At 69.3% G+C, this 24,573-nt stretch carries 23 protein-coding genes and 2 pseudogenes; 17 read left to right on the forward strand and 8 right to left on the reverse strand.

The annotated features are described in order from the left end of the window. Positions 1-371: 371 nt before the first annotated feature. Together OG522_RS39575 and OG522_RS39580 are read left to right on the forward strand one after the other, a co-directional pair. Positions 372-1,544 (forward strand): TerD family protein, encoded by a 1,173-nt coding sequence (locus OG522_RS39575; RefSeq protein ID WP_329468305.1) that lies wholly within the window; start codon positions 372-374, stop codon positions 1,542-1,544. Positions 1,545-1,830: 286 nt separating this feature from the next. Beyond that, on the forward strand, positions 1,831-1,923 hold the full coding sequence (locus tag OG522_RS39580) for an SCO3870 family protein (protein ID WP_329468637.1): 93 nt from the start codon (positions 1,831-1,833) through the stop codon (positions 1,921-1,923). A gap of 188 nt (positions 1,924-2,111) precedes the next feature. On the opposite strand, the gene OG522_RS39585 is transcribed toward OG522_RS39580, so the two are convergent. Then, on the reverse strand, positions 2,112-3,410 hold the full coding sequence (locus OG522_RS39585; RefSeq protein WP_329468306.1) for an amidohydrolase family protein: 1,299 nt from the start codon (positions 3,408-3,410) through the stop codon (positions 2,112-2,114). A gap of 100 nt (positions 3,411-3,510) precedes the next feature. On the opposite strand from OG522_RS39585, the gene OG522_RS39590 reads away from it, so the two are divergent. Continuing rightward, positions 3,511-4,020 (forward strand): MarR family winged helix-turn-helix transcriptional regulator, encoded by a 510-nt coding sequence (locus OG522_RS39590; protein WP_329468307.1) that lies wholly within the window; start codon positions 3,511-3,513, stop codon positions 4,018-4,020. Positions 4,021-4,080: 60 nt separating this feature from the next. Here OG522_RS39590 and OG522_RS39595 read toward each other — a convergent pair whose 3' ends face one another. Then, a complete protein-coding gene (locus tag OG522_RS39595; RefSeq protein ID WP_329468309.1) occupies positions 4,081-4,257 on the reverse strand; it encodes a transposase in 177 nt (58 codons plus the stop codon). A 741-nt stretch (positions 4,258-4,998) separates the two neighbouring features. Between OG522_RS39595 and OG522_RS39600 the strand changes: the two genes are divergently transcribed. The 6 genes and pseudogenes from OG522_RS39600 to OG522_RS39625 form a co-directional block, all read left to right on the forward strand. After that, positions 4,999-6,228, forward strand: coding sequence for an IS110 family transposase (locus tag OG522_RS39600; protein ID WP_329468311.1), 1,230 nt, complete (start codon positions 4,999-5,001; stop codon positions 6,226-6,228). An 835-nt stretch (positions 6,229-7,063) separates the two neighbouring features. Next, entirely contained in the window at positions 7,064-8,764 is a 1,701-nt protein-coding gene (locus OG522_RS39605) for an RICIN domain-containing protein (protein ID WP_329468313.1), read from the forward strand. A gap of 122 nt (positions 8,765-8,886) precedes the next feature. Further along, positions 8,887-9,567 (forward strand): tyrosine-type recombinase/integrase, encoded by a 681-nt coding sequence (locus OG522_RS39610; protein WP_329468315.1) that lies wholly within the window; start codon positions 8,887-8,889, stop codon positions 9,565-9,567. Positions 9,568-9,761: 194 nt separating this feature from the next. Further along, the gene (locus tag OG522_RS39615) at positions 9,762-10,349 is read left to right on the forward strand and encodes a DUF6262 family protein (protein ID WP_329468317.1); all 588 of its coding nucleotides are present in this window, start codon (positions 9,762-9,764) and stop codon (positions 10,347-10,349) included. 90 nt (positions 10,350-10,439) lie between these two features. Continuing rightward, a complete protein-coding gene (locus OG522_RS39620; protein ID WP_329468319.1) occupies positions 10,440-11,018 on the forward strand; it encodes a dienelactone hydrolase family protein in 579 nt (192 codons plus the stop codon). Positions 11,019-11,078: 60 nt separating this feature from the next. Next, a pseudogene (locus OG522_RS39625) lies at positions 11,079-11,210 on the forward strand (alpha/beta fold hydrolase); the annotation flags it as partial. A gap of 219 nt (positions 11,211-11,429) precedes the next feature. Here the strand turns inward: OG522_RS39625 and OG522_RS39630 are convergent. Further along, on the reverse strand, positions 11,430-12,689 hold the full coding sequence (locus OG522_RS39630) for a M20 metallopeptidase family protein (protein WP_329468638.1): 1,260 nt from the start codon (positions 12,687-12,689) through the stop codon (positions 11,430-11,432). 311 nt (positions 12,690-13,000) lie between these two features. Then, positions 13,001-13,729, reverse strand: a complete 729-nt coding sequence (locus OG522_RS39635) for a DUF2625 domain-containing protein (RefSeq protein WP_329468321.1) — start codon at positions 13,727-13,729, stop codon at positions 13,001-13,003. Between the two features lie 325 nt (positions 13,730-14,054). Between OG522_RS39635 and OG522_RS39640 the strand changes: the two genes are divergently transcribed. Continuing rightward, the gene (locus OG522_RS39640) at positions 14,055-14,777 is read left to right on the forward strand and encodes a VOC family protein (RefSeq protein ID WP_329468322.1); all 723 of its coding nucleotides are present in this window, start codon (positions 14,055-14,057) and stop codon (positions 14,775-14,777) included. A 241-nt stretch (positions 14,778-15,018) separates the two neighbouring features. On the opposite strand, the gene OG522_RS39645 is transcribed toward OG522_RS39640, so the two are convergent. The 4 genes from OG522_RS39645 to OG522_RS39660 all read right to left on the reverse strand — a co-directional run bounded on the left by OG522_RS39645 (position 15,019) and on the right by OG522_RS39660 (position 18,596). After that, positions 15,019-15,438, reverse strand: coding sequence for a DUF6841 family protein (locus OG522_RS39645; protein WP_329468323.1), 420 nt, complete (start codon positions 15,436-15,438; stop codon positions 15,019-15,021). A 69-nt stretch (positions 15,439-15,507) separates the two neighbouring features. Further along, a complete protein-coding gene (locus OG522_RS39650; RefSeq protein WP_329468640.1) occupies positions 15,508-16,464 on the reverse strand; it encodes an SDR family NAD(P)-dependent oxidoreductase in 957 nt (318 codons plus the stop codon). Positions 16,465-16,570: 106 nt separating this feature from the next. Further along, entirely contained in the window at positions 16,571-17,554 is a 984-nt protein-coding gene (locus tag OG522_RS39655) for an aldo/keto reductase (RefSeq protein WP_329468324.1), read from the reverse strand. A 196-nt stretch (positions 17,555-17,750) separates the two neighbouring features. Next, positions 17,751-18,596 carry an SDR family oxidoreductase gene (locus OG522_RS39660; protein ID WP_329468325.1) on the reverse strand — a complete coding sequence of 282 codons (846 nt, stop codon included), beginning with the start codon at positions 18,594-18,596 and terminating at the stop codon, positions 17,751-17,753. Between the two features lie 134 nt (positions 18,597-18,730). Between OG522_RS39660 and OG522_RS39665 the strand changes: the two genes are divergently transcribed. The 7 genes and pseudogenes from OG522_RS39665 (at position 18,731) to OG522_RS39695 (ending at position 24,520) form a co-directional block, all read left to right on the forward strand. Beyond that, a complete protein-coding gene (locus OG522_RS39665) occupies positions 18,731-19,321 on the forward strand; it encodes a TetR/AcrR family transcriptional regulator (RefSeq protein WP_329468326.1) in 591 nt (196 codons plus the stop codon). A 258-nt stretch (positions 19,322-19,579) separates the two neighbouring features. After that, a complete protein-coding gene (locus tag OG522_RS39670) occupies positions 19,580-21,121 on the forward strand; it encodes a serine/threonine-protein kinase (RefSeq protein ID WP_329468327.1) in 1,542 nt (513 codons plus the stop codon). A gap of 201 nt (positions 21,122-21,322) precedes the next feature. Next, positions 21,323-22,405 (forward strand): integrase core domain-containing protein, encoded by a 1,083-nt coding sequence (locus OG522_RS39675; RefSeq protein WP_329468328.1) that lies wholly within the window; start codon positions 21,323-21,325, stop codon positions 22,403-22,405. A gap of 25 nt (positions 22,406-22,430) precedes the next feature. Continuing rightward, a pseudogene (locus OG522_RS39680) lies at positions 22,431-22,927 on the forward strand (oxygenase MpaB family protein); the annotation flags it as partial. Between the two features lie 259 nt (positions 22,928-23,186). Next, positions 23,187-23,498: a hypothetical protein gene (locus OG522_RS39685; RefSeq protein WP_329468330.1), complete on the forward strand. Its 312-nt coding sequence runs from the start codon at positions 23,187-23,189 to the stop codon at positions 23,496-23,498. A 75-nt stretch (positions 23,499-23,573) separates the two neighbouring features. Continuing rightward, complete coding sequence (locus tag OG522_RS39690; RefSeq protein ID WP_329468331.1) at positions 23,574-24,188, forward strand: RNA polymerase sigma factor; 615 nt, start codon at positions 23,574-23,576, stop codon at positions 24,186-24,188. Then, positions 24,185-24,520 (forward strand): hypothetical protein, encoded by a 336-nt coding sequence (locus OG522_RS39695; RefSeq protein ID WP_329468332.1) that lies wholly within the window; start codon positions 24,185-24,187, stop codon positions 24,518-24,520. Before OG522_RS39690 ends, OG522_RS39695 begins: the two co-directional genes overlap by 4 nt. The last annotated feature ends 53 nt before the right edge of the window (positions 24,521-24,573 follow it).

Raw genomic sequence — 24,573 nt, forward strand, 5'->3', positions numbered from 1 at the left:
CCACCGGCACCGGCTGTGCGACGCAAATCCGGCCCCGGGGCACCGGTCGTGACAGGCGTGCCGGCTGTCGGAGATCAGTCGGCCGGAGCCGCCGTCGCCGCTGTCCGCCTGCTCCTGGCGCAGCCGGAGCGGACCGTCGTAGAGCTTGTAGTCGAACGCGTACGAGTTGTCCTCGCGACGAGTCTGGACGGTTACCAGGCTGGTGCTGGTGCTGGTGCTGGTGTTGTTGGGGGAGCGCGAGAACCTCGTCCTTGGGCGCCCCGGGCCCCGTCATCAAGACTTGTCTTGGTTGCGCAACTGAGGAACTATCTAGGCGCGCGTGCCGTTGATCGCGTTGAGAACAGGAACCTGGACAGTTGCGGGAGTAGTTCATGGGTGTGTCCTTGTCCAAGGGCGGCAACGTGTCGTTGAGCAAGCAGGCTCCCGGCCTGACCACTGTGACCGTGGGGCTGGGGTGGCGCGTCAGCCCTGCCACGGGCGCCGGGTTCGACTTGGACGCCAGTGCGCTGCTGTGCGATCAGGCGGGGAAGGTCCTCTCCGACCAGCACTTTGTCTTCTTCAACAACCTTCGCAGCCCTGATGGTTCGGTCACTCACTCCGGAAACAGCACGCCGGCCGATGGAACGGACAACGAGCAGATCCGCGTGGACGTGGCCCGGGTCCCGGCCGACGTCACGAAGATCGTCTTCGCTGTGTCCGTTTACGAGGCAGGGCCGCGGAGCCAGAACTTCGGGCAGATCGACAGTGCGTACATCCGTGTCGTCGACCAGGACAGTGGTGGCGAGCTGGCTCGCTACGACCTCAGAGGCGACGCTTCGGCCGAGGTCGCGATGGTCTTCGGTGAGCTGTACCGGCATGGTGCGGAGTGGAAGTTCCGTGCCATCGGCCAGGGGTACCTCTCGGGACTCGCCGGCATTGCCAACGACTACGGTGTCGACGTCCTGCGCGAAGCCCCAGTCGCAGGCGGCGCCACCGCCAGCTTTCCGCCGCCGCCCTCCGCGCCGCCCGCAGTTCCCGCACAGCCCGTGGTTCCCGCACAGCCCACCCCCGCGGTCGCCGTCCCCCGAGCGTCGACGGCCGCAGCACCCCAACACCCCGCAGGGAGTTCTTTCGTGACGTGCTTCTTCGACCCCAACCACGGCCCCGGTACGACGTCCGTGATGTGGTACCCGCAGTGGGGCGTCCCCCGCCCGATCGAGACGTGCGGCAGCTGCGCGCAACGGGTGCAGAACACGCCGCCGCCGTACTACACCGCCCCTGCGGCTCAGGCGGGATATCCGCAACCGGTGCAGCAGGGGTACCCGCAATCGGTGCAGCAGGGGTACCCGCAGCCTGTACAGCAGGGGTATCCGCAGCCGGTGCAGCAGCAGGGGTACCCGCAGCAGCCCGGCGGACAGCCGGGACAGCCCCGTCGCTTCGGCACGGGCGCGCTGATCGGCGCCGGTGCGGCCGGCCTCGTCGGTGGTGCTCTCCTGAACGAGGCGCTGAGCGACGACGAGCCGAACGTGGTCGTCAACAACTACTACGAGGACGACGACTTCTAAAGAGAACGGCGATCAGCGCGGCAGCCGTATCCAGATATGCCCAAGAAGCACGCCAGAGGACCACGCGTAGCGCGTGGTCCTCGCCCTCCCCGTAGGGGGAGGACCGGCTGGCTACGGCTCAACTGCCGTGTCTGCAGGTATCGCAACACCAGAGGGAGGCGTTCTTCGAGGCAGGGACCGGGAGTTGACCACGTATACGCACAGTCGGTGGTGATCATGTTGTTCCACCGCTTGGGGGAAACGGGATCGCACTCGTGGCGCTCGGGACCGCGTTCGGATTCTCGCGATCCAGTTACGCACGTCCGGCTACGAGCCCTACGTCCGGGACGTAGCCCTTGCGTCCGTCCTGATGTACTTCACGCGATCATGGCTGCCGTGACGTGGGAGCGAGCCCGCCGGAGCTACTGAACTGAGCTCCACGGCCAGTTGGTCAGGGTCTCGGGGCGGCCCGTTTCCCAAGGTCAATCAGATGCTTCTCGATGCCAAGCGCTCTCGGTGTCTCCGACCGTGATGCCCAGAAGCGCGGCGACCAGGCCGCTGGCGTATCAGTACCTGGATCCGGCTGTGTCAGGCTTGGGGGTGGCTCTGATCCCAGCTTGGCCGTCCAGCCCGCAGCGTCCCGATGTGGTGGGAACGATCGACCAGGTGCGCGATGTCCACGTAGGGGTCGGCGTCGAGCAACAGTGCGTCGGCAATGGATCCGACGGTGATCGTGCCCGGTGTGGTCGCCTGCTGACCTATCTTCTCGGCCGAATGCCGGGTTCCGGCCGCCAGGACCGCGGGCAGCGGTAGTCCTGCCTTTGCCAGCAAGTGCAGTTCTCGCAACAGGGCGACGGGTGGCGAGGGCAGCAACATGGCTACGTCGCTGCCCGCGGTGATCTTCACTCCCGCGTCGTGCATCAGCGCCAGCGTGCGCATCGCATAGTCGAAACGGATGTGGGAGTCCTGCGCGGAATGCCGGGGGAACTGGCGCCCGTAGATCGGGCGGCTGGTGATCTGCCGGATGTCGTCGTGGGTGGCGAAACCATCATCGAGCAGCTGCTGCATATAGCCGGCGTCGCCGTTGTGCGCGATCTGCTCCCAGGTGACCAGGGTGGGGCAGTAATAGGTGTTCGTCTCCGCCAGCAGCGCGGCGACGTCGCGGGCCTCTGCCGTACTGCCGGGGTCCTGCGGCCGGAAAGCGTGTTCGATGCCGTCCGCGCCGGATGCCACCGCTTCCTCCAGATCGATGCGTTCGTGGACATGCACGAGTACCTTCTTGCCCTTCTCGTGCGCGGCCGCGACGATGGCTTTGAGGGCGCTGAGGGGCAGCTTGTCCGGCGCGCCGGGCTCGCCGTCGTAGATGCACTTGATGAAGTCGACCTGATCGGCCAGCTCCAGTGCCTGACGATGGGCGACATCGGCATTGTCGGTCTGGTAGGCGATGGGGGCACGTGCAGGATCGTCCAGTACCGGCCAGCCCTTGACGCCGGTGAACACTGGCCCGGCGAAGAACAACCTGGCAGCGGCGTCGGTGGCCTTGTCGCGGTAGTCGCGGGCGGCGAGCTCGGTCGCCAGTGGACCGCCGAGGTCGAGGACGTTGGTCACCCCGGCACTCAGGAAGTCGGTGAGTAGCTGGGAGATGTACTTCGCCCGCTCGTTCTCGGGCTTGAAGTAGGCGTGCCCGCCCAGATGTGTATGACTCTCCCACAGGCCGGGCACCAGGTAGCCCCCCCGCCCGTCGAGCACGGGAGAGCCACCCGTCGCTGCCGGTGCGTCGACCGTCGGCCGGATGGCGCTGAACCGTCCGTCGGTCACCACCACTTCGGCATCGGCGATTGGGGCGGCTCCCTGCCCGTCGATGACGGTCACGTTGCGAATGATCACGAAGGTCTCCTTATTTGACGGGCGAACTGCATAGGATCCTATGCATGAGACTGTATAGGTACCTATGTAGTTGGTCAATAGGGGCCTATATACTTGCCGCGTGACGCACTCCAGCTTCGGCTCCGCGCCCGCCGCGTTGATCAACATCGCCTCGCGTGCGTTGTCCCGCATCAACGACCGGCGACTGCGGCCGCTGGGGTTGACCTTCGCGCAGATGCCTGTGCTGGCGGCACTGAGCAAGGCCGACGCGCTCTCCCAGAAGGAATTGGCGGGGTTGGCCCGGATCGAGCAGCCCTCCATGGCCCAGCTGCTCGCCCGGATGGAGCGCGATGGCCTCATTCGGCGCACGGCCGCCCAGCATGATCGACGGGTCAGCCTGATCTCGCTGACCGAGGCCGGTCTGGCAAAGCTCACACAGGTGCACTCGGCGCTGTTCGAGACCAACGATCAGGCGTTGCGAGGCTTCAGCGCCGAAGAAACCGATCTCCTTGTAGACCTGCTGAGAAGGCTTGTCGCCAATCTCGAGGAGAATCCGGCCGACAGCGCGTCGGGTGCCGCAGCGACTGGTCCCGCATCCGCCGAGGATCGTGTGCCCGACCACCGGTCGTGATCGGGCGGCAAGCGAAGTCGACGAGGCCTGGCGTCGACCGAACCATACTCAGACCGTGTCCTACACGGTCGGTTTGGGGAAGCGTTTGTAGCAGCAGATGGCTGCGGCGAGGCCGAGAAAGGAGCTGACCCCGAGTTCCCGGGCGACGGCGGTGACCGTCTTGCCCGCGGAGTCGACGAGCGCGATCGCGTCCCGCTTGAACTCCTCGGGGTACCGCTTCGTGTACTTGCTTCCCACCTGGTGCTACTTCCTCTGGAACCTAATTCCTTGGTAACAGCTCCGGTGGTGCTTCCCGAAGGGGCCCGGAGCGTTCGAGTACGGGACTGCGGCGTCTTTCTGGAACCCGGCACACGAGGCCTCACCTAATTCCTTGGTAACAGCTCCGGTGGTGCTTCCCGAAGGGGCCCGGAGCGTTCGAGTACGGGACTGCGGCGTCTTTCTGGAACCCGGCACACGAGGCCTCACCTGAGAGCGACGCGCAACCTCGTACTCGAGAGCGCCTGGGCATGATGACTTACGTCTTCCCGGGTGTTCTCGGTGGTGGCCACGTGGGCGCCGGGCGGACGCCTCAGGAGGCCCGGGCCTCGACGTCTCACAACAGAGCGGCGGCGTCCAGCGTCTCCGTGGCCGCCACCGGGTTGGTGTCGGCGTTCGTCGGCACCGGGCAGACGCCTTTGCTAGACCCGGCCTTGATGCCTTGCGCTAGAGCGGCGGTGCCCGACGCCGTCGAGCGTCAACACCCTTCATGCGCCTGCTCGTTGCTGTTTGTGGTGCGAGCCCACTACACGGTGACCTCTTGATATGCCCGAGCCCCCTGAGCTCTCGCATAGACCGAGGCCCGCGTGGTGCGCTGGTGCCACGAACGGCTAGTGAGGTGGCGGACCGGCCGCATGGGTCGAGTCCTGGAATTAGGTCGCTGCGTGGCCCGCATGCGCTCGTGACCAGCGCAGACACCCCGCGCCATGGGAGGGAAACATCTTGATCTACTGCGGCATCGACTGGGCCGAAAAGACACACGACGTCGCCCTGGTCGACGACACCGGCCAGCTGCTGGCCAAGCGGCATATCACCGACGACGCGGTCGGCTACAAGATCCTGCTGGACCTGCTCGCCGAGTACGGCGACACTGAGCAGGACCCGATCCCGGTCGCGATCGAGACGTCCCGCGGCCTACTGGTCGCCGTCCTGCGGACCGGCAAGCGCAAGGTGTTCGCGATCAACCCTATGGCGGCGGCCCGCTACCGTGACCGCCACTCGGTCTCGCGCAAGAAGTCCGATCCCGGCGACGCGCTCGTGCTGGCGAACATCCTGCGCACCGACATGCACGCCCACCGGCCGCTGCCCGATGACAGCGACCTGGCCCGGGCGATCGCCGTCCTGGCGCGCGCTCAGCAGGACGCCACGTGGAACCGGCAGCAGATCGCCAACCAGCTCCGCTCACTCCTGCGCGAGTACTACCCCGCCGCCCTGGACACCTGCGCTACCTGGGCGAACGGACTGTGCCGGCCCGAGGTCCGTGAACTCCTCAAGGCCGCACCGACACCCGCCAGAGCCGCGCGCCTGACCCGGACGCAGATCCAGGCCGCGCTCAGGAGAGCTGGCCGTAAGCGCGGCATCGCCGCAGAGGCCGACCGGATCCGTGATGTCCTCCGCGTTGACTACGCCCACCAGCCGCCCCTCGTTGAAGAGGCCCTCGGCCAGCAGATGCTCGCCCTCCTCATCCAGTTGGAGGCCGCCTGCACGGCCGCCGACGATCTCGCCCAGGCGGTGGACGAGGCTTTCCCTCAGCACCCGGACGCTGACGTGATCCTGAGCTTCCCGGGGCTCGGCACTCAGCTCGGCGCCCGGGTCCTCGCCGAGATCGGGGACGACCACGAGCGCTTCGCCGACGCACGCGGCCTGAAGGCGTACGCAGGCTCCTCGCCCATCACCAGAGCATCCGGAAAGAAGTCCAGCATCACCCGTCGCTGGGTCAAGAACGACCGCCTCAACCACGCCGGCTACCTCTGGGCGTTCTCCGCGATCACCGCCTCTCCCGGAGCCAAGGCGCACTACCGGCGACGGCGAGATGACCACGGAGACTGGCACGCGGCGGCCCAGCGCAACCTCTTCAATCGCATGCTCGGCCAGCTCTACCACTGCATCCAGAAACACGAACTGTTCGACGAACACACCGCGTTCTCCGCCCAACTCGCCGCCGCGGCTTGACTCGTAGCACCGTGAGGTGTCTCAAGTCCCAGTCTCCAGGTGTCCATGATCAAGGGGAAACTACAAGCGGCGGTTTGCCCTTGATGTGCTCCAGTGCGTCCCTGGCCACCGCGACATCGGCGTACTGGCACCCCCGACACGACGGGCACTCCGATGCGGTCAACCTCAGCTTCCGACCGGGTTGCCGCAAGAACTTCCGGTAGCTGTAGAGGCACTGAGAGGTCCGCCCGGGTTGGACCTCGTAGCTGCAGAGGGCGGTAAGTGACGTGGCGTCCGTTTCGCGGTTTCAGTTGGGGTAGGTGGCCTGGTCGCGAACTCGCCGGCCTCCTATGGCCGCGGCTGGGTGAGCAGCCTCTGCCGGGTTCGACCATCGATCGCCTCGCACGCCGGCGTGGCCCGCAGCGAAACTCCCGGCCGTGCGGCCGGTGGAGCGCCGGGCGACGGGCCGAACGGCTCCCGATACCCACCGTCTCCCCATCGTCGGCGACCGGCTGCGGTTGTCGGCTGCGTTTCGCCCCGGCCGCCGCCCCCGCCCGACGACGTGATCGCCAGCCGGCGCTCGGTGCCCGAAAAACTTTCGCGGTCCGGGGCAACCTTTCCGGGGGCGGTGACAACTGGGTGGTGTCCGGACACGCGGTCTGGTCAGAGGCAACGGCTGAAAGAGAGCTTCGACATGTTCCCTCGCCCATCGACGTCGTCGAAGGCGTCGCCCGGCGGCCGCGCCCGCCGAGGTCGCGCGTCGTTCCGCTCGGCCGCTCCGGGGCGGCGGCCGACTCATCGTGGTCGTCGGTTGTACCAGCGTCGGAGTTTCTGGGCGGCCGTCAGCCTGGCGGTCGTGGGCGGCTCCGTGGTCGTGGTCAACACGGCCTCGGCGGGAACCGTGGACACGAGCGTCTGGTACGTGCTGGTCAACCGCGACACCGGCAAGGCACTGGACGACCTCGGCTACGCCACGAACAACGGTGCTTCGCTGGGGCAGTGGAGCCGCACCGGCGCGGCGAACCAGCAGTGGAAGTTCATCGATGCGGGTGACGGCAACTACCGGCTGCAGAACCGGAACTCCGGCAACGTGCTGGACGACTACAACTGGTCGAAGACCGAGGGCTCCGAGCTGGTGCAGTGGCGCGACCTGAACGGCGCCAACCAGCAGTTCCACGTGAAGAAGTCGTCGGACGGCTACGTGCGTCTGATCAACCGCTTCAGTGGCAAGGCCGTTGAGGTCCCGGGCGGCGCCAAGGCCGACGGGGCTCACATCGCCCAGTACCACGACTGGAACGGCCCCCAGCAGCAGTGGCAGCTCGTCCCGGCCGGTAGCGCCAGCGGCACCGGGAACGCGGGGAGCTCCGGCAGCAGCGCCACGCCCACCACCCCTGCCACGCCCGGCGGCAGCGGGCCGGCGAGCCAGGCTCCGAGCGGTACCCACCCGGCGTCGGCGCCGCCTGCCGCCGGCGGCACCTCGGCGAAGAGTTTCATGGGCAGCAACACGGTGCTCATCGGCGGCTCGATGAACGACGCCTCGGCGAGCGCCGCGCCGTTCGACGTGCAGTATGCCTATGTGCACAGTCGGCCCGCACCCTCGTCGGACTACTACACGGCGGCCCGCTGCAAGGACGCGTGGACGGGCTGGTGGGGCTGCTGGAACGGCAGCACCACGGCACCCGGCACGTACGTGACCTGGCGGGACGCCAAGGCGGCCCAGGAGACCTATCAGGGCAAGCCGCGCCCGCAGAAGTTCCTCTGGACCTGGTACTCGCTGCGCGACCTCGGCGACGCGGCGGGCCAGGGCGACGGTCCGGGCGAGGTTCAAGCCATCAACAGGGCCGACCTGCTCACCCGCTACATGAACGACTACCGCTTCTTCCTCCAGAAGATCGGCACCTCGCACGACATGATCGACATCGAGCCCGACTTCTGGGGCTACGTCCGGTCGCTCGGAAACCCGCACCAGGTCGCCGCGCAGGTCACGGCCGCGAATCCGACGGACTGCGGATCGCAGGAGAACAGCGCTGCCGGCCTGGCTCAGTGCCTGATATCGATGGCGCACAAGTACGCGCCGAACACGGGCGCCGGGTTCCACCTCACCTGCTGGGACTGGCAGAGCAACACGCAGGCCTGCGTCAAGGACTACGCGGACCTCGGGGCGAAGAACGCCGACTTCCTGGCCACCGACGTGGTGGACCGCGACGCGGGCTGGTACGCGCTGCCGGCGAACGGTGGCCGTGACACCTTCTGGAACGACCAGAAGGCCGCCGCCCAACTGGCGTTCTACAAGACGATGGCCGAGTCGGTGGGCAAGCCGGTGGTCCTGTGGCAGATCCCCCTGGGCAACATGGCGCAGAACAACACCCGCAACCACTACAAGGACGACAAGGTCGACTGGCTCCTGTCGCACATGGACCAGGTGGCGAACGCGCACATCGCCGGTCTGCTGTTCGGTGCCGGGCAGCAGGAGCAGACCGCGGTCGAGTCCGACGGCGGGAACCTGATCAACAAGACGATCGCGTACCGCAACTCGGGCGGCACGCCGCTCAAGTAGCCACACGCAGCCGGTCGGCCCACCCTTCGACGGGGCCGCGTTCATCCCCCCGTCGTCCCGCCGAGCACTTCTCGGCCGGTGCCGACCGGCTGCCGCCGGCCGTAGCGCGGCAGAGCAAGACGATGGACCGCTACATCGCCCGCTCCGGACGGAGGCCCACCGGCCCCGAGCGCGCGGCGATCGCGCTGTTCCCCAGCAAGGTCCGCAACCGGGACGGCACGGTCTCGACCTCCTACCAGTGGTTCCACAGCCACTTCAAGCCCTGGGTCGAAGACCTCGACCTCGGCCGCTGGGTCCCGCACCAGGCTCGCCATACTCTGGCCACCAGCCTGTTGCGGCACGGCGCGACCTTGACCCACATCCGTCGCTACCTCGGCCAGTTCTCCGACCGGATGGCTGAGCATTACGTCCACCTGACCAGCTCGGATCTGGAGAACGTCCTCCAGCACGTCTGGGTGGCCGGCCCGGGCACCGCCAGCCCCGGCGCACTCCTGACCGAAGACGTCACTGCCCCGCTCAGCCTCAAGCAGGCCCAGGCCCTCGCCATCGACCTCTCGCGCCGCAGCACCCCTGCGGAAGGCGGGTTCTGCACCTTCCAGCCGGTCGTCGACGGCGGTGCTTGCCCCTGGAACCTCGACTGTCGCAACTGCGGCAAGTTCGTTCTCTCCGGCGCTGACCTTCTCTACTGGCGGCGCAAACGTGAACAGTGGCGGCTGCTGGCCGAGGGCGCCCGCGACGACGCCACTGCCGAATACCTGCACCGCTACTTCGAGCCCACCGCCCGCGCGATCGACGGGCTGTAGAAGGCCCTGGCCGGTCTCGGCCTCCTCGACGACGCTCTCGCTCTGGACCTGCGCAAGCCCCAGGACTACTTCCACCGCGTGTGGTCAACGGCCTTCCGCGCGGCCGATCTCGCGGATACGGGCGCCACCGAGCAGGACGAGTACAGCGATACGTGCACACCCGAGGACGGCACCCCCGAACAGGACTTGGACTCATGAAGACCGCCACCGTTCCCGAACCCCGCGCGGCCGCCGCCCTGGCCGCCCGCCACCGCAAGACCGAGACCGCCCCGGAGCGGGTCCACCAGGCCATCGCCCGACTCCGGCGCGAGAAGGCCCAGGTGAGCGTCGCCGCCGTCGCCCGCCGCGCGGACGTCTCCCGCACCTTCCTCTACGACAACCCTGAGGCCAGGACCGCAGTCGCCGCTGCGATGGCCGAAGCCGGCGAACGCCGGTTCCGGACGCTCGCCGAGCAGGACGACGAGCGCGAGGCGACCTGGCGCGAACCCGCGCTGAACGCCGAGGGCGCCCTCAAGGCCGCCCACGCCGAGGTCCTTGCCCAACGCACCCGCATCGGCGAACTCCTTGGCCAGATCCGGGACTTGCAGGCCGAGTGGACCGAGGACGCCATCCAGCGGATCACCACCGAGAACACCACGCTCAAGCAGCGTGTCCGCCAGCTCACCGCCGACAACCGCACCCTCGACGAACGGCTCAAGGCCGCCCGCTCCAACCTCCGCTTCCAGGACCGCCGCGTCGCCGATCTCGAGGCCCGCATAGCCGACCCGGGAACAGCAACCTGATCCTGTCCGGCCGAGGCCCGTGGATGTCAGTGCTGCGGGCCATACTCGTGCCGTTGCGCCGTCCGGGCGCCGCGGTACGAGGGGAGCGACATGGCTGAGGTGCTGGTCTTCCACCATGGACACGGGCTGACCGCCGGCGTTCGCGAGTTCGCCGAGCAGTTGCGACGGGCCGGACACACCGTCCACGCCCCAGACATATACGAGGGGCAGGTATTCGACAGCCTCGAGGAGGGCGCCGGCTACGCCGAGAACGCCGGGTTCGACACGATCACCGCGCGCGGAACCGCCGCCGCCGAGGGGCTGCCTCCGGAGCTCGTCTATGTTGGCTTCTCGCTCGGTGTCCTGCCAGCACAGAAGCTGGCCCAGACCCGCCCCGGCGCAAAAGGCGCACTGCTGCTCGAGGCATGCGTCCCGATCTCGGAGTTCGGCGGCGCCTGGCCCCAGGACGTCCCGGTCCAGATCCACGGCATGGACACAGATCCCTTCTTCGCCGGGGAGGGCGATGTGGACGCCGCCCGCGCGCTCGTCGAGACGGCGACGGATGCCGAGCTGTTCCTCTACCCGGGCGCCAGCCACCTGTTCACCGACAGCAGCCTGCCGTCCTACGACGAACAGACCGCACAGCAGGTCAACCATCGGGTGCTCGGCTTCCTCGACCGCATCAAGTAGGGGCAACAACAATCTGCTCCTGCCCGACAGACGACCTCGCGGCCCGTCCACCGTCCCGGTGGACGGGCCGTCGCGCAGATCGTCCCGGGCGCTGTCCTCAAGGTCTACGAGGGCGGCTCCCACGGCATCGCCGTCGTTCCGGGCGAGAAGGAACGGTTCAACCGGGATCTCCTCGACTTCATCCAGAGCTGACCCACCACGCCCTGACGCACAGTGGTCCAGTCGCTGAAAGCGAGCCGACACGGGCTCCGGCGGCCGGACCACCCCCAGGCAGTCGGAGCTGGCGACGTACGTTTTCAGCGGACGCGGCGCGGTCGGGCACGGCCGGCCGCTTCGTCATATCAGGCTCCCCAAGCGGCAGTTGGGGCCCGAGGCCCCCTGTCGCCACGCTCCGCCGCCGACAAAGCACCGCTAGGCGCAGCGGGCCCGTTCGGCGAGCCAGCCCGCCATGGCACGGACACCCAGGCCGATGGCCCGCTCGTCCGGGGTGAAGTCCGGGAAGTGTGGATAGGAGGTCGTGATGGCGGCCCCGGGGGTACGGACCCCGAGGAACGTGTAGGTACCCGGGATGCGGTTCAGGTAGAGGGCGAAGTCCTCGCCGCTGAACGGGATCGCCGCGTGCATCGCGGTCACGGCGTCCGTGCCGAGCGTGCGGCGCAGATGACGTTCGGCGGCACGGGCATCGTCCACCGGGCAGACCATGGCGGGGAACGGCTCGGCGGGGAAGGTGACCTGAGCGCCCTCGTACCGCCCGGCCAGTCGGCGGATGTTCTCGCGCACCTCCTGGTAGCGGTCCGGTGGCCAGCAACGACTCGACACGCTCACCTTGGAGTCCTCTGCCCGTGCCTGGGTGGCCACGAATCGGGTCAGCGGGCCGCCCGGCGTCTGCAGTTCCGCCACCAGCCGTGCCAGTCCGACTTCGGTCGTGGGCGGCGTCACCGTGGCAAGGGCGCCGATCTCGGTGGCGAGCCGCTGTGCGGCCGCGGGCGCGTCCGGACCCGACAGGGTTATCCCGGCGTGGTCCTGTCCGGGCAGCCCGTAGCCCGGGGTCACAGCGAACTGTCCCACCGGGAACGGTCCGCAGTGCAACGCGTGGATCTCCTGGACTCCGGTGCGCTCCAGGACCCCCGAGTCCAGCACGCTACGCGCTCCCGCCAGCGACTCCTCGGCCGGCTGGAAGAGGAACACCACGGTGCCGCTCAGCCGTTGACGCATCTGGGCCAGGGCGCGTGCGATGCCGACGGCCACCGTGGTGTGGATGTCATGCCCGCAGACGTGAGCGGTCGCGGGCCCGCCACCGATGATGCTCTGCGGCGGCACCGCGTCCATGTCGGCCCGGTAGGCGACCGTACGGCCTGGCAGCGAGCCGCGCAGGATACCGACGACGCCGTTGCCGCCCACTCCTGTGGTGACGCTCAGCCCCGCGTTCCGGAGCTGCCGGGCCACCAGTCCGGCGGTGCGGAACTCCTGCCCCGGCGCCTCGGGGTGCCGGTGGATGTCCCGCCGCAGCGCGATCAACTCGCGCTCCAGCCGGGCCATATCGGGGTGCCCTGGGCTGTGCGTCACCGGCCGCCCGTTCCCCTCGGCAAAGGCCGTCCCTCCGCAGAGGATCCCCGCCCCGGCCGCCACCACCCCACCCAGCATCACACGACGCGCGAGTCCCTGCTCCATCGGTCGGTCCACTCTCTTCCCCTTGCTTTCCCTGCCTCCTGATGTGGCCTCTCAAGCCTGTCGAGAACACTCCCGACCGCCCAACCGGCCAACCCCCCGCTTCAGGGTGCGGAAAACCCCCGGGCCACAACCCACGAGCAGCCGACGGCGTCGGCCGACACCGACGCTTCACCTCCGCCATATCGCCGGGCCCCCGGCCTTGCGTGCACCGTCCACCCGCCGGGCACTCCGGGCCAGAGCGCACTGGTCCTGTGCGCGCCGGGATCGCCGCCACACCGGTCTGCTACCGACGTCCGGACCGGGCGAGCAGTTCAGACGGCACCGAGGAAGCCCGGATCGACTCCATCGAACTGTCGGCATGAGTCCCTGGCGACACCGAGCAACTCCGCCATGGGCACAGCACGGCGACTGGTCCCGGCGATGTTCTGACGCGCCTCGGCAGACCACAACGGCGGAAACAGCGACAGGCCCTGATCGTTCTTCAGCGTCCGGGCCTCGTCCCGCCACCCGGGCCAGCGAAGGCCCTCATAGAACTCATCAAGCGCCCCCGACACCAACCAGGCCAGCCACGCCGAGTGACCCATCCCCAGAGCCTCCCACCGCAGTGAATCCGGGCCGAAGTACGCGACCTCTCCCGGCGCCCCGGGCCGACCAGCGTCTGCGGGCGATCCGCCGTTGAGAGCAAAGACGCCGCCCAGCACGTCATGGGCCACCACCAGGCCGGCATCCGGCCGCCACGCGGAATCGCAGGATTCGGGAAACCGATTGACCCGGGCCAGACTAGGCATCCCGTGCGCCGCCCCGTCCACGGGACTGCCGAACATCCGCAGCCACCCGTCATCCACCAGCAGACCGCCACAGTGCAGTACCGCTGCGCCCAGGTACGACCTGGCCGTGACCTGCAACTGGAGGAGCGACGCGTCGCCCACGGCGCCATCGGGCTGGAGCACCTCGACGGACACGGACCCCGCACCGAGGGTCTCCCTGAGCTCCGGCCAAGCCGGCTCCTCGACATCGATCAGCTGCCTCAACTCACGCATGCCCGCATCGTCGCACCCCCGTCCTGCGGCCCCCACCGGCAGGGCACTCGACGAACCACCCGTCCATCGAGATGGTCACTTACTGCCGCGCGCAGTTCGCCCGCGTCCGGCCAATGGTGATCAAATGTCGCTGTCACAACCGGCGTTGGTCAAGGTTCGGATTCAACCGCTCAGCTTCAGCAGCGAACAGGCCCCGCACACCTGGCCGTGCTCCCCCGCTGCGGAAAGTCGGAATGTCGGATGCGGGTGTCGCACGGCGACCTCTAGGCTGCGCGGGCGGGCGAGGCTCCGTATCGGCGGTCAGTGGATCGGAGATGCACGGGATATGTCCAGTCAGCTGTTCGCGATCTGCTTCAATGCGATCCGGCCGTCGGACCTGGCTCGGTTCTGGTCCGGGCTCCTGGGCTGGGAGTTGGCCGACGGTCCGGACGACGACGTAGCGGTCCTGCCCCCTGACACCGCCGGAATCCGCATCCTCTTCCTGCCGGGCCAGGAGCCGAAGGCCGGTCAGAACCGGGCGCACTTCGACCTGACGAGCGCCTCCCCAGAGGGGCAGCAGCAGACGGTGGCCAGGGCGCTGGCACTCGGCGGGAAGCACATCGACGTGGGCCAACTCCCGGAAGACGGGCATGTGGTGCTCGCCGATCCAGACGGCAACGAGTTCTGCGTCATCGAGGCGGGCAACAAGTTCCTCGCCGACACCGGCTTCATCGGAGCGGTGGCCTGCGACGGTACGCAGGAGGTCGGTTACTTCTGGAGCGAGGCGCTGCGGTGGCCGCTGGTCTGGGATCAGGACCAGGAGACCGCGATCCAATCGCCGAACGGCGGTCCGAAGATCACGTGGGGTGGTCCTCCGGTGGCGCCGAAGGCGGGCACGAACAGGCTGTACTTCGAGCTGTCGCTCCCCGCCGACGATGACTGGGAGGCGGAGGTCGACCGCCTGGTCTCGCTCGGCGCGACGCGCACCGACACCGCCGAGGGCGACGGCGGCCAGGTGCTGATGTTCGACCCCGACGGCAACGAGTTCTCCGTACGGAGGCCGGGATAACGCGGCTGGTCCGGGCCGGGGCTCCAGTGGCAGCCGTCTGGCCGCGCGCTCCGCTGGACTTCGCCTGCTGCTGGGGCGCGAGCCACCTCATGTTCCCGGACGGCTCGGCGAGCTGGTGGCGAGGCTCGCCATGTCCCGTCGCTCGCACTCCAACGCCGGAGATGGCGGCTTCCGCCCGTGGTGGGCCCGACGCCCATGGTCCGCTCTTTGGGCCACCTGGCCGATGATGCCAGCAGCTTCGTCAGCCGGCCAGGATCACAGAGGCGACGGTCCGCCACCCCGCGTCGGTCCGGGCGGTCAGGTAGAGCACGCGTACGCGCTGGAACTCCCGCCCCTGGCGGTCCTGGCGTGCCCAGGTCACCTCGATCTCCGCGGCCCGCTCGTTGAGCCCGCGCACCACCGGGTCGAGGGCCGTGCTTCCCCCGTAGTCGGCGTCGCGCAGTGCGCGCAGTTCGTGTGCGAGTCCCTGGGTGAGCGCCTCGGCGGAGGCCAGGACGGTGTGGGCCGTTCCCGTGGTCATGCTGATCGGCACGGAGAAGTAGTCGAGGAGCGGGGCGGGATCGGTGCTCCCGTTCGCCGCCAGTTCGATGAACGTCTCGACGTAGCCCTCGAACCACGCATGTGCCTCGTTCGCGACGGCGGCCAGATCGGTCTGCGTCATGTTTTGGTGAACCTTTCTTGCAGGGATTTCAGACGTGGGTTTCTTGAGGGAGTGGGGCTCCCCGCCGTGTCACCGGCTCGCGAACGCGTTGGTGCCGGTCAGCTGCGCGGACAGGGTCCACAGGCGTGCGGCTTGTTCGGGGTCGACCGCGTAGGGCCGTACCCCGGGTGCGTCGTCCCGGGAGAGCGGGGCGACGTCGCAGTCGTTCAGGTAGACGCCGCCCTCGTGAGCCAGCCGCGGGGATGTGGCCGCCCAAACCTGGGTGGCGGCGCCCTGTTCGGGGGTCTTGAAGCCGGGGGCGGTGTTGCCCTGGCCGTCGATCCAGCCGAAGGCGACCATCTCCTCCCGGGTCATGTGCCGCTGGAGCGGAGTCATGATGGCGCCAGGAGCGACAGCGAAGGCCCGCACCTGGTGCTCGCGGGCGAGGGCGTCGAGGTGGATGGCGAACAGCGCGTTCGCGGTCTTGGACTGTCCGTAGGCGACGGCCTTGTCGTAGTCGTTTTCGAACATGACGTCGTCCCAGCGGATCGGCGAGTAGCGGTGTCCGGAGGAGCTGAGCGCGACCACGCGCGCGCCGCCGTCGGCTGCGAGTGCGGGCCACAGCCGGTTCGTGAGCGTGTAGTGGCCCAGGTGGTTGGTGGCGAACTGCGCCTCCCAGCCGGGTCCCAGGCGGGTCTCGGGCAGGGCCATCACGCCGGCGTTGTTGATGAGGATGTCGATGCCGCGGTCGCTTGCCAGGAACTCGTCCGCGAAGGTGTGCACGCTGGCCTGGTCGCCCAGGTCGAGGCGGCGCACCTCGACCCGGTCCAGTGCGTCGAAGGCTTCCGCGGCCGCCTCCGGTCGGCGGACGGCGGCGACGACGGTCGCGCCGGCTCCCCGCAGAGCGCGTGTGGTCTCAAGCCCCAGTCCGGAGCTGGCGCCGGTCACGACGGCGAGCCTTCCGGTGAGGTCGAGGCCGGTCAGGACGTCGCCCGCGGTGCTGTGCGCCCCGAAGCCGGAGCCGAGGGGCTGCTGTGCTGTCATGATCGCCATTCCTTGCGCGTGGAGTGATGCGGCGGCGTCGGCGGAGCGAGCCCTCGGAACGTCGCGCGGTTGGGGGTCGTCCGGGCTGCCTCCCGGCACGCCCCGGGGGTCAGCCGTTGAGGTTCTGCATCAGCTCGGGGGCATAGCGGTCGCCGGAGACGACGCCGCGCGGGGCGACGGCTTCGATCGCGGCCAAGTCCTCATCGGTGATCGTCACGGTGGTGGCGGCGACGTTCTCCTCCAGGTAGCGGCGGCGCTTGGTGCCGGGGATGGCGACCGCGCCCTGGCGCAGCACCCAGGCGAGAGCCAGCTGGGACGGCGAGACCTGCTTGGCGGCGGCGATGCGGCGGACCTCGTCCACCACAGCCAGGTTGCGGGCGAAGTTCTCACCCTGGAAGCGGGGGTCGGTGCGGCGGAAGTCGTCGGCGGCGAAGTCGTCCGGGCCGGCGATCGCACCGGACAGGAAGCCGCGGCCGAGCGGCGAGTAGGCGACCAGGCCGATCCCGAGCTCGTTCAGGGTGGCCACGACCCCGTCGTCCTCGATGCCGCGCTCGAAGAGCGAGTACTCGGTCTGGACCGCCGTGATCGGGTGGACGGCGTGGGCGCGGCGGATGGTCTGCGGGGCGACTTCGGACAGGCCGATGTAGCGGACCTTGCCCGCGGCCACCATGTCGCCCATGGCGCCGACGGTCTCCTCGATGGGCACCTGCGGGTCGACCCGGTGCAGGTAGTAGAGGTCGACGTGGTCGGTGTCCAGGTGGCGCAGGGAGCGGTCCAGGGAATGACGGATGTACTCGGGGCGCCCGTTGTGGCCGACGAGTGTGCCGTCGTCGGTGAACTCGATGCCGGTCTTCGTGGCGACGACGGCCTGCGCGCGGCGGCCGGCGAGGGCCTTGCCGAGGAGCTGCTCGTTGATGAACGGGCCATAGCTCTCGGCGGTGTCCAGCAGGGTCACGCCCAGTTCCAGGGCGCGGTCGATGGTGGCGAGGGATTCGGCCTCGTCGGTGCTGCCATAGAAGGCGCTCATGCCCATGCAGCCGAGTCCTTCGGCGGAGACGGTCAGGCCCTGGCTGCCGAGGGTGCGGAGTTCCATGGTGATCTTCCTTGCAGTTGCGGGTCGTCCCGCAGTGGGTGATTGGTTGGTTGTGCGTCCGGTGCGCTGCGGCCCTCGGTCTGGGCCGGATGCCGGTCCCGGGGGGCGCGGCGGTGGTGTGGCATCGACGGGCGGTAATGCTGTGGCGGCTGCCACTTCCGGCGTCGGCAGTGCACTCGCCGGGATGCGGGGGGCGTCAGCGCACCCAGGCACCGGTGAGGGCCTGGACGGCGGAGCCGTCGAGGTCGGCGAGGGTGGTGGCGACGAAGTCGCGGGCCCACTGCGAGGTCTGGACGCGGAAGGGCGGGCGGGCGACGGTCAGGGCGTCGACAATCGGGGCGGCTGCCTCGGCCGGGGTCTGGGCGCTGCCGAACGACTGCTGTGTGCGGGTGATGTAGGCCTCGAGCGCCGGGCCGTAGGGCCCGGCGGCGGCGATCAGCGTCGGGACGTCCAGGCCGAGATTGGCGACGAACTCGCTCGCTACCGCGCCCGGCTCGACCACGGTGACGTCGACGCCGACGGTGGCGGCGACCGGCGCGAGGGACTGCATGAAGCCCTCGACGGCGAACTTTGCCGCGCAGTACGCCTCATTGAAGGGCTGGCCGACGACGCCGCCGACGCTGGTGACGGTGATCACCCGGCCCTTCGACGCCCGCAGGTGCGGCAGGGCGGCCCGGGTCACCGCCACCACGCCGAAGAAGTTGACCTCCATGGCCGCGCGGACGTCGTCGACGCTGCCCTGCTCGATGGTGCCGACCTGGGCGGCGCCGGCGTTGTTGACCAGCGCGTCCAGACGGCCGTGTTCGGCCACGACCTTGTCCAGGCAGGCAGCGATGCCGGCGGAGTCGGTCACATCCAGGCGCTTGACCTGGATCCGGTCCGCGACACCCGACTCGGCGGCCGCCTTGAGCAGGGCCTCGGCCTTACTGGTGTCGCGCATGGTGGCGATGGTCGTCCAGCCCGCCTGGGCGGCGCCGATGGCGGTGGCCAGCCCAATACCGGAGGACGTACCGGTGATCAGAACCGTCTTCGGAGAAGTCATGAGGGTCTTCCTTGCCTGGGGAGCACAAACGGGCCGACACCCGTAACCGGGGAGTTCCCCAGTTATTTGCAACCGTAAGCGGGGAACTCCCCGGTTGTCCAGCTAGACTGGTTCCCCCGACGAAAGGAGCAGCCTTGACCAGCAAGCCGAGCGTGTTGCGTGCCGATGCCCGCCGCAACCGGGAGCGCATCCTCGAAGCGGCCGTGCGCGCCTTCTCCGAGAAGGGCCCGGACGTCGCGATCGACACGATCGCCAAAGCCGCGGGCGTCGGCTCGGCCACGCTCTACCGCCACTTCCCCACGCGCGAGGCGCTGGTCGAGGCGGCCTACCGCAACGAGCTGGCCCGCGTCTGCGACGGCGTCGAGAAGCTGCTCGCCGAGAACCCGCCCGACCGGGCGATCCGCCTGTGGATGGACGACTTCATCGACTACCTGGCTGCCAAGCAGGGCATGGCGGACGCCCTGCGGGCCGCGGTCGCATCCGGTGCGGACCCGTTCGCCGAGACCCTCGACAAGCTCGGCACCGCGCTCGCCACCCTGCTGCGCGCCGGTGCCGACGCCGGTCTCCTGCGCCCGGACATCGACCCCTTCGACGTGGGCTTCAGCCTGGCCGGCGTCGCGCTGATCACCAGCGCTCCCGACCAACGCGAACGGGCCGGCCGCCTCCTCGACCTGCTCCTCGACGGCCTGCGGTACGGAGCGGACGGGCCGCGTCCGGCCAAGTGAGACGGCGGCAAGGAGCGGAGGCGTGGCCCACCATCCGCCAGGCTCGCCTCGGCACCTTCTGCCGGGTCGGCCGCTGCACCGCTCGCAGACGCGACCGGCTCGCGGCCCTCACGTTATCCACCGGCGGCTGACCTCATGGAACCCTCACACCGGTCCGGTGCGTGTCTGTCACTGGCATGCCAGAATGCCGACCGGCCGTATCAGGCAGGTAAATGGGGGTAGTTGGTGGAGGCGCTGGACGCGCTAGACCCGCGCGGCGTGAGCGGGTACCGCATTCTGGGGCGGCTCGGGGAGGGCGGTATGGGCCGGGTGTACCTGGCCCGCAATCGCGGCGGACGCTCGGTTGCGCTCAAGTTGATCCACTCCGACATGGCGGCCGTTCCCGGCTTCCGCGACCGCTTCCGGCGCGAGGTGGACGTCGTCCAGCGCGTGGCCGGGACCGGCACCGTGCCGGTCGTGGACGCCGGGGCCGACGACCAACACCCCTGGTACGCCTCGGACTACCTACCCGGGCCCTCCGTGCAGGAGGCCGTCGACCAGTTCGGTCCGCTGCCCGAGGAGACGCTGTGGAGGTTCGCCGCCGACCTCGCGGAAACCCTGGAGGACGTCCACAGCAAGAGTCTGGTCCACCGCGATCTGAAGCCGTCCAATGTGCTGCTGTCCTCCTCGGGGCCGAAGCTCATCGACTTCGGGATCGTGCACGCGGCCCTGGACACCGGCTTGACCATGTCGGGCGCCCGGATCGGTACGCCCGTGTACATGTCGCCGGAGCAGGCGTACGGCGAACGCGTCACCACCGCGAGCGACATCTACAGCTTCGGTCTGACACTCGCCTTCGCGGCCACCGGGCGCACCCGGCGGCGCGGCAGCGAGGCCCCCGAGCTGTCCGGTGTCGACAACAGGCTGGCCCTGCTGATCCTGCACTGTCTGGACCCGGAGCCCGAACGCCGTCCGACCGCGGCGGAACTCCACGTCCAGGCAAGGGCGTTCGACACGACGACGGACACCTGGCTCCCGGCGCAGGTGGCGTCGGCCATTGCCCGTACGTCGGAGCAGTTGCTCAACCTGGAGGCGCTGGACGACCTCACACAGGCGCGGACGGACACCGTGACGGACGACGCGCGAGCTCCGGGGGCCGGTTTCCACAGTGCCACCACGCACGGACCGCCCCCGCCGCATACCGCGCCGTCGACACCCCCGCCCCCACCGCCTCCGCCACCCGGCACGCCGTACAGCACGCCCCGGGCCGACTACGGCTACGGCTACCCGCAGCAGCCCACCGTCCCGGCCTACGGTTACCCGCCGACCGGACCCGGCGCGCCGAACGGTGTCGGTCAGTGGCAGGGCAGCCGGGACTGGGTGTACGGAGGCCTTCTCGGGCGGCCGCTGCTCGGGCTGATCTGGCTGCTGCCGCTGGGGATCGGCTCGTATCTCGTGGTCTTCGCGCAGCCCACCTTCATGGGGTGCCTCCGGGTGCTGACCGTGCCCGCGCTGCTCGGGATGTGTGTCTGGCTCACGGCGGTACGCAACCGGATGCCGGCCGGGAAGTGGTGTGGATGGAACCAGACGTTCTGGCTCGTCCTGGCGTTCTTCGAGGTACAGGGCTGGTGGGGCATCAGCTCGTACAGCGCGATGGGGGTCGCCATCGAGACCAAGGGGAAAGTGACGGCCTATCAGAACGTGGTCGACTCCCTGAACGGCCTCTTCTCGTTGGCCCTCGCGCTTGGCTCGCTCGCCCTGATCTACGTCGTCCCCGCAGCGATCGCCCGCGGAATGCGGCGCCGCAAGGAAGGTTTCTGAGCCGGGGGCAGGCGGTGCGCCATGACCGACGGCGACTCCGTTGGGTGCCGCGTCGGCGCCACCCCCCTGGCCGGCCGGGACCGGCGAGCCGGACCCTGTGGGTGCCGACAATCCTGTCACCTACGCTGAGCTGCGGCTTGAGGGTCACGAAGTGATCACATCGACGGTGCTCGTGAGCCCGCCGGCGCACGCTTGGGAAGCGTGACGTTCCGTTTGGTCTACCGATTCGGCTGCCTCCTGCTCGGCTGGCTGCACATGCTGGCCCGGTCCTCCGCGGCCAAGGATGTCGAGATATTGGTGCTCCGGCACCAGCTGGCCGTCCTGCAGCGCAGCAGTCCCAAGCCCGTCTTCACCGGCGGGGACCGCGCGGTGCTCGCCGCCCTGCTCCGGCTCCTGAACAAGCGTCACCGTTCGGCGCTGAAGCTGCTGGCGTCCCCGCATACCGTGCTGCGCTGGCACGCCCGGCTGGTCGCGAAGAAGTGGACCCATCCGCACCGCCGTCCAGGCCGCCCGGCCAAGCCCGAGGCGCTGCGCGCTCTGGTGCTGCGCCTGGCCCGTGAAAACGACGGATGGGGATATCGCCGGATCCAGGGCGAACTGCTCAACTTGGGCTGGAAGGTCGCCGCTTCCACGGTGTGGGAGATCTTGCAGCGTGCCGGGGTCTATCCGGCGCCCCAGCGCGCCGACCGCTCCTGGGCGAAGTTCCTGAAGGCCCAGGCCGGGAGCATCCTCGCCGTCGATGTCTTCCACGTGGACACGGTCATCCTGAGGCGCCTGGTCGTCCTGTTCTTCGTCGAGCACGGCACCCGGCGGGTGCACATCGCCGGCGTCACTCGCAATGTCACCGCCGCATGGGTCGTCCAGCAGGCCCGGAACCTCCTGATGAGCTGGGACGACACCCGCACCGCCGGCGTCCGGTACCTGCTCCGGGACAACGCCGGCTACTTCACCAACGGCTTCGACGCGGTGTTCGAGTCGATCGGTGCGCGCGTGGTGCCGATCCTGCCGGGCGTTCCCCGGATGAACGCGATCTGCGAACGTTGGGTGGGATCCTGCCGGCGCGAGGCCACCGACCGCATCCTGATCACCGGCGAACGGCACCTGCGCCTCATCGTCGGCGAGTACGCCGACCACCACAACGCCCACCGGCCGCACCGATCCCTCGGGCAACGGTCCCCGGACGGTTTCAGCAGACCCGAGCCACCTGCCGCCGACGAACAGACCCGCATCATCCGGCACGATCGCCTCGACGGCCTCATCCACGAATACAAGCAGGTCGCATAGGGTGACATGTTTCTCGGCACGCACAGGCGCGATGCTCGGCGTCGACCAGGCCCACGTGCCCCAGGACCTCGACCAGGCACGCCAGCTCTCCGACCTGTACATGACCCGCCACATGGGACCGTCCGAAGAGGGCGCCCACCTGACCCGCCGGCTCATCGACCTCTTCGAGGAGGTCGTCCCGGGCACCTTCTTCGACCCCCTGGTCAGCTCCCTCATCCGCTACCTGATCGGCGGCACCTGCGCCGACTGGCTCCAAGTCCCCCGCACCCGCTGGGACACCACCGTCAAAGCGGCCCCCGCCCTCCTCGGCATCCTGGAGACGATCGAGGACAACTCGCCTCTGGGCGCCTGGGCGTTGGACCGCCTGGGCCACCTGCCCTCTTCGAACTGAGCTCCCTGACCCGCGGCCGCGTCATGCACTACGCCATCCCCGAGCACCTGAAGAAGGAGTACGACATCTCCTCCACACTCCCCCGAACCCGCCGCTGGACCCCACCGGCGCCGACGCTGGCGGGATACTGAACGGCACCACCGAGGGCGCATGGTGCAGGATGCGCGAAGCGGAGAAAGACCTGCCGACAGCCCCCGTCGCGACCAAGTGCGCCAGGTCAGCCGCCCCGACGGGAGCGGCCCTCTTCTCCGGCGGATTGATCATTTTCCGGTGGTGAAATTTTCTCGGATGTGGTCGCAACCTCAGGGGGTGCCGCACGTCTGGTGTGTTGAAGGCGCCCTTCACCACTTGTTCCAGACCGTGTTTCGATCACTTCCTCGGGAGAGTCCCATGTCTGTGCACGCCAAGCGGAACTACCGCCCCCGCCCCCGGGTCCTGGGTGCCGTCACCGGTATCACGCTGCTGCTGGGCGGCGCCTTCGCCGCGCAGGCCGTCGCCGACTCCGGCCCCGCCACGCCGAAGGTCGCCACGGCCGGCGACACGGCCCCGCAGGCCGCGTCGAAGCCCGGCGTCTCGACGCCCGCCGGCACCCCGAAGGTCGAGGCGGGCAAGTCGGCCGACACGGCCAAGCCCGCCGCCGGGTCCGCCACCTCCGGGGACGCGCCCAAGGTGATCCACCCGGGCAGCGGAGTCAAGAAGTAGCAGCAGCGGCAGCACCACGGGGCGGGCGGGCCTCCGCGCAGGCCCGCCCGCCCCTCCCGCAACGGATCGAGGCCCATGCAGTACTCCATCCCCGCAGCGCATCCCTGGTGGTCGCGGCTGCTCTCCCGCATGCCCCGGACCGAGGACAGGCCGGTCCGGGGCCGTCATCTGCGGGCACTCGATACGCCGTACGACGATGAGCCGCCGCCCACGCTGACCGAGCTGTACCGGGCGCGGCGGCTCGACATGGTGCGGCTCGCGCTCTTCCTGGTGGACGATCTGCCCACCGCCGAGGACGTCGTCCAGGATGCCTTCGCCGCCGTCTGCCGCACGTACGGCACCTCGCTGGACGGCCTCCAGGACCCCGGGGCCTATCTGCGTACCGCCGTGGTCAACGCGGCCCGCTCCGTGCTGCGCCGACGCCGTACCTCACGCGCCTACACCCCGCCCCACCAGGGCTACGGACCGCCGGTGGACGAGGGACTGCTGCTCGCCGAGGAGCACCGCCAAGTCCTGGACGCTCTAGCACAATTGACGCAGCGTCAGCGAGAGGTGCTGGTGTTGCGATACTGGTCGGAGCTGTCCGAGGCGCAGATCGCGCAGACGCTGGGACTGGCGCGCGGCACGGTGAAGTCCACCGCGAGCCGCGCGCTGGACATTCTGGAGAAGAAGCTGGGGGCGGGCCGATGAACCCGGATGCCGAAGACCGCCGGTTCGCGACCGACGACCGGGTGCGCGCCGCGCTGGCCGCCCGCGGCGCACTTGTCACGCACAGCGATCTGCGCCGCGACGACCCTCCGCGGGGCCGCAGTTGGGGAGTGGCCCGGGTGCGCAGGGTTGCCTTCGCCGCGCTCGGTGTGGCTGCGACCGTGGTGGCCGTGTGCCTGCTGGTGCCAGGCAGCCCGTTGAACCCGGCTCCGGCACCGCCCGCCCACACCCCGGGCATCAGCGAACCACCCCCGTCCACACCGAGCCCGGTCGGCCCGTCCAGTACGGACCCACGGGTCATCGACAAGCCGTAGACGGGGATCGGGTGAGGCCCGGGGCGCGCTGTACTCGTCAGAGTGTGGGCTCT

Origin of the sequence: Streptomyces sp. NBC_01431, assembly GCF_036231355.1 — a bacterium.
Taxonomy (GTDB): Bacteria; Actinomycetota; Actinomycetes; order Streptomycetales; family Streptomycetaceae; genus Streptomyces.